The organism is Caballeronia sp. J97, assembly GCF_905220305.1.
Lineage (GTDB): Bacteria > Pseudomonadota > Gammaproteobacteria > Burkholderiales > Burkholderiaceae > Caballeronia.
Genome location: NZ_CAJMZL010000067.1, coordinates 1 through 4,593, shown reverse-complemented (window position 1 = coordinate 4,593; position 4,593 = coordinate 1). Strand labels below are relative to the sequence as shown.

The 4,593-nt window shown below is 61.1% G+C and carries 5 protein-coding genes; 3 read left to right on the top strand and 2 right to left on the bottom strand.

What is annotated here, in order from left to right; translation table 11 throughout:
* Nucleotides 1-111: 111 nt before the first annotated feature.
* The gene (locus U4Y90_RS35710) at nt 112-1,059 is read right to left on the bottom strand and encodes a LysR family transcriptional regulator (RefSeq protein WP_321801820.1); all 948 of its coding nucleotides are present in this window, start codon (nt 1,057-1,059) and stop codon (nt 112-114) included.
* Between the two features lie 128 nt (nt 1,060-1,187).
* On the opposite strand from U4Y90_RS35710, the gene U4Y90_RS35705 reads away from it, so the two are divergent.
* The 3 genes from U4Y90_RS35705 to U4Y90_RS35695 all read left to right on the top strand — a co-directional run bounded on the left by U4Y90_RS35705 (nt 1,188) and on the right by U4Y90_RS35695 (nt 3,868).
* Nucleotides 1,188-1,724, top strand: coding sequence for a thiamine pyrophosphate-binding protein (locus U4Y90_RS35705; protein WP_321801819.1), 537 nt, complete (start codon nt 1,188-1,190; stop codon nt 1,722-1,724).
* Nucleotides 1,724-2,314, top strand: coding sequence for a thiamine pyrophosphate-dependent enzyme (locus U4Y90_RS35700; RefSeq protein ID WP_321801818.1), 591 nt, complete (start codon nt 1,724-1,726; stop codon nt 2,312-2,314). Before U4Y90_RS35705 ends, U4Y90_RS35700 begins: the two co-directional genes overlap by 1 nt.
* A 75-nt stretch (nt 2,315-2,389) precedes the next feature.
* A complete protein-coding gene (locus tag U4Y90_RS35695) occupies nt 2,390-3,868 on the top strand; it encodes an aldehyde dehydrogenase (protein WP_321801816.1) in 1,479 nt (492 codons plus the stop codon).
* A gap of 349 nt (nt 3,869-4,217) precedes the next feature.
* Here U4Y90_RS35695 and U4Y90_RS35690 read toward each other — a convergent pair.
* On the bottom strand, nt 4,218-4,593 hold a 376-nt coding region (locus U4Y90_RS35690; RefSeq protein ID WP_321801814.1), incomplete at its 5' end, for an electron transfer flavoprotein subunit alpha/FixB family protein.

Sequence of the window (4,593 nt, the reverse complement as noted above, 5' to 3'; positions counted from 1 at the left end):
GATGCTGTCTTCCTCGGGGGAGTGCCAGCTGTACGTTGTCGGTAGACAAACTTTAGGGGATTCGCCCGGAGCGCGGAAATACCAGTTTCATGTGCCGGACATAGGATGATCCTATTGCGCGCCAGTTGTCGTTTCCTGCAAGAGCCGCGCGGTGGTCCAGCTTCCGCCGCGCACAGCCCGATCGATCTGCGCGACCAGCAGGTCGACGACGCATCGCACCGCCGCGGCCACGCGCCGGTTGTTCGGCATCGCGAGAACGATCCGCCGCGACAGCAACTGATCGGCAAGCGGCGCGGCGCTGAGCCGTCCTGCCGCGAGGTCGCCGGCGACGGCGATACCCGGCAATATCGTCACGCCATGACCTCCGACGACAAGTCCTTTCTGCACGCTCATCGCATTGGTTTCGGCGGCCACCGTGAGCTCGATGCCAGCGCTTACGCAGGTTTGCTCGACCAGTGAGCGAATGCCGTGGGGCGCATTCGGCAGGATCATCGGCAGATGCGCGACGTCCGCCAGCGCCACGGGTTGATCGGCGGCGAATCCCGAGTCGGGAAGTCCCACGATCCACAGCTTCTCCTCGACGAGCGGAGTCACAGCAATGATCGGCGACGGCGTGGGATCGTAGAGAAGCGCGGCGTCGGCTTCGTTCTGCTCGAGCCAGTTCTGCAGCGTGCCGGTATAGCCCATCAGAACTCTCAATCGAATCGCCGGAAAACGCGACGCGACTTCCGCGACCAGGTCGCTCGCCAGCAGGTCGCACGTGCTCGGCAGCAATCCCACCGTGACGGTTCCGCCGACTCCCTCCGATACACGCAACTCCGACCGCGCGCGATCCAGCTCGGCGAGTGCACGGCGCGCATGTTCGACGAATACGGCGCCTGCTTCGGTCACTTCCATCCCGTATCGGCCGCGAGCGAAGAGGGCTGCACCGACGTCCTCCTCGAGCAGACGAAGCTGACGCGATACCGCCGGCTGAACGATATGCAGCAGGCTCGCAGCCCGGGTGACGCTGCCCGTGTCGGCAACTGCGATCAACGCTCGAAGCTGTTTGATGTCCATGACGCGCACTCCGGAAAAAATCCTAGTCGATACCAGAATCGAATACAGGAATCACGAAATTCTATTTCATGCGGCGAGAAATAGCGAATTATGATGTCTGTACCGATACCGACTTCCATGGAGGAGTGATGAGTTCGACAGAGATGCAAGCGCCTGCCTGGCAACAGGAGATTTTTCAGGTGCTGAAAGAAGGGGGCGTCAGGCAGGTCGCCTATGTTCCGGATGCGGGACACTCACACGTCATTCGCAGCGTCATCGCGGATCCCGAGATCGAGGATGTGGTGCTTACCACGGAGGAAGAAGGCGTCGCGGTGGTGAGCGGCGCGTGGCTCGGCGGGCAGCGTGCGGTCCTGCTCATGCAGAGCAGCGGCGTCGGTAACTGCGTGAACATGTTTTCGCTGCTGTCGAGTTGCCGATTCCCGTTCTTCACGCTCGTGACGATGCGCGGCGAATACGCCGAGTTCAATCCGTGGCAGGGACCGATGGGAAAAAACACGCAAGCCGCATTGGAACTGATGGGCATCACGGTCTTGCGTGCCGACGATCCGGAGCAGGTCGGCGAGATCGTCAGCGCGGGCTTCGATGCCGCATTCGAAGCGGGCGAGCAGGTCGCGGTTCTGTTGTCGCAAAGCCTGATCGGGCGCAAGAAATGGGAGAGAAAGTAATGTCGAATCGTACCGATGCCATTGATCGTCGAGCCTTCGTTGCAAGTCTCGTCGAATCGGTCCCCGATGCGTTGATCGTGACCGGGCTGGGTTCAGCGTCCTATGACGTGTTCGCCGCCGGCGATCGTGAAGGCAATTTCTATCTGTGGGGGGCAATGGGTGGGGCCGCGTCGCTCGGACTCGGCCTCGCGCTCGCTCAGCCGGACAGGCCCGTCATCGTGATTACAGGCGACGGCGAGCAACTGATGGGCATTGGCAGTCTCGCTACGGTGGGGGCGAAGCAACCCGGGAATCTATCGATCGTCGTGCTCGACAACGGCCACTTCGGCGAAACCGGCATGCAGCGCAGTCATACCAGCCTCGGTACGGACCTCGTTGCCGTCGCCAAGGGATGCAACGTGTCCGATGCGCGTCGCATCCAAAGCCTCGATGATCTGCCGGACCTCGTCGAAGGAATACGTGCGAAGACCGGGCCGCTCGTGGCGCAGGTGTTGATCGCGGCGAATGAACCGCCGCGCGCGCTTCCTCCGCGCGATGGCGTGTTCGTCAAGAATCGCTTCCGCGCGGCGCTGGGCTACGCAACGTTCTAAGACCGTGCTGACGCTCGATGCGGGCGTTGCATCGGTTTGCGCGCCTGCGGGCTTCACGCTTTCCAAGAGAATTCGATGGAACATTATCGTCATTACGTCGACGGTGCCGACCTCGATCCTGCATCGGGCGAATGGTTCGCGAGCGAAAGTCCCTTTACGGGTGAGCCGTGGGCGCAAATCGCGCGTGGCAATGCCTCCGATGCAGAACGTGCGGTCGAAGCCGCGCACCGCGCGTTCGCTTCCGGCGAATGGCCTTCTTCGACGGCCAGCGCTCGCGGTCTGTTATTGCATCGGGTTGCGGACCTCATCGCTCGCGACGCCGCGAAGCTCGCCGAAATCGAGGTTCGAGACAACGGCAAGCTGTACTCCGAGATGCACGCGCAACTGAGCTACATCCCTCAATGGTTCCGCTATTACGGCGGCCTTGCGGACAAAGTGCAGGGCAGCGTCATTCCGCTCGACAAGAAGGGCTATTTCAACTACACGCGGCATGAAGCGCTCGGCGTCGTGACGATCATCACGCCCTGGAATTCGCCGCTGATGTTGCTGACGTGGAAGCTCGCACCTGCGCTTGCGGCGGGCTGCACCGTGGTCATCAAGCCTTCCGAGTTCACGTCGGCGTCGACGCTCGAATTCGTGCGGCTATTCGAGGAGGCCGGGTTTCCGCGCGGCGTCGTCAACGTCGTGACAGGCTTCGGCAATGAAGTGGGCGCGGCGCTTGTCTCGCATCCGCTGGTGCGCAAGATCACGTTTACCGGGGCGGACTCCACGGGGCGACGCATCAACGAGCAAGCCGCCCGAGACCTTAAGCATGTCGGGCTCGAACTGGGCGGCAAGTCTCCGAACGTCGTCTTCGCCGACGCCAATATCGAAGATGCCGTCAATGGTGCGGTCTCTGGCATCTTTGCGGCAACGGGTCAGACGTGCATTGCCGGATCGCGGTTGCTGGTGCAGAAGTCTGTACATGATGAAGTGGTCGATCGCGTCGTGGCGCTTGCGAAGACCGCGCGCATGGGCGACCCGATGAACTCGCAGACGCAAGTTGGGCCGATCACGACCCGTCCCCAGTACGACAAGGTGCTTTCGTATATCGATATCGCGCGGGAAGAAGGCGCGAGTCTCGCATTGGGTGGCCAGAAGGCGACGCGGGCCGAATGCGGAAGTGGGTGGTTCATCGAGCCGACGATTTTCACGGGCGTCAGCAACGACATGCGCATTGCGCAGGAAGAAGTGTTCGGGCCGGTGCTTTCCGTCATTCCGTTCGACGACGAAGAAGACGCCGTCGCTATCGCCAACGACGTCCGGTTCGGGCTTGGCGCAGGCGTCTGGACGAGTGACATCGGCCGTGCCTTCCGGATGGCCGAACGCATTCAGTCGGGCACTGTCTGGGTCAACACCTATCGTGCCGTAAGCTACATGTCCCCGTTTGGCGGCTATAAGGACTCGGGGCTGGGCCGAGAGAACGGCGTCGACGCGATCAACGACTTCCTGCAGACGAAGAGCGTCTGGATCAATACGGGAGCCAAGACTGGCAATCCATTCGTGATTCGCTGATTTTGCTTCGAGCCCGGAAGACTTCGTGGCTGCACGTCGGCGCGAGAGTGACGCAGGGTGGCGTCGATGTTGGCATCGACGCGGCCTGCCGTTGCCGTGTCGAATGCGCATCGCGACGAGCACGGACGATAGAAGTCAGTACGGCGCGTGTGATGAGCATCGTTAGTCTGGAATATCGATAAATTTACATAATGCAAATTATCAAAATTTTCTATGTAAGTCCCAAGTTCAAATGTCGCGTTTGGGGGTACGGCGGAACTCTTGGACTATCCGAGCTAGTCCGTGCAGCGCTTCGACGGAGCTGTTGTGAAAGATTCAACGGCTCCTCGCTGCAACATTCTCAAGCGGTTTATATGCTTCCAACGAGCTCGGGGACAATGCTAAACAGATCGCCGACGAGGCCGTAATCGGCCACGCTGAAGATCGGTGCTTCGGGGTCTTTGTTGATCGCGACGATCACCTTGCTGTCCTTCATGCCGGCCAGATGTTGAATCGCGCCCGAGATACCCACCGCGACATACAACTGCGGCGCGACGATCTTCCCTGTTTGACCGACCTGAAAGTCGTTGGGCACATAGCCCGCATCGACTGCCGCGCGCGATGCGCCCAATGCCGCGCCGAGCTTGTCGGCCAGCGGTTCGAGCGTCTTCGTGTAGTTTTCGCCGCTACCCAGACCACGCCCGCCCGACACGATGATGTGCGCGCTCGTCAGCTCCGGACGATCC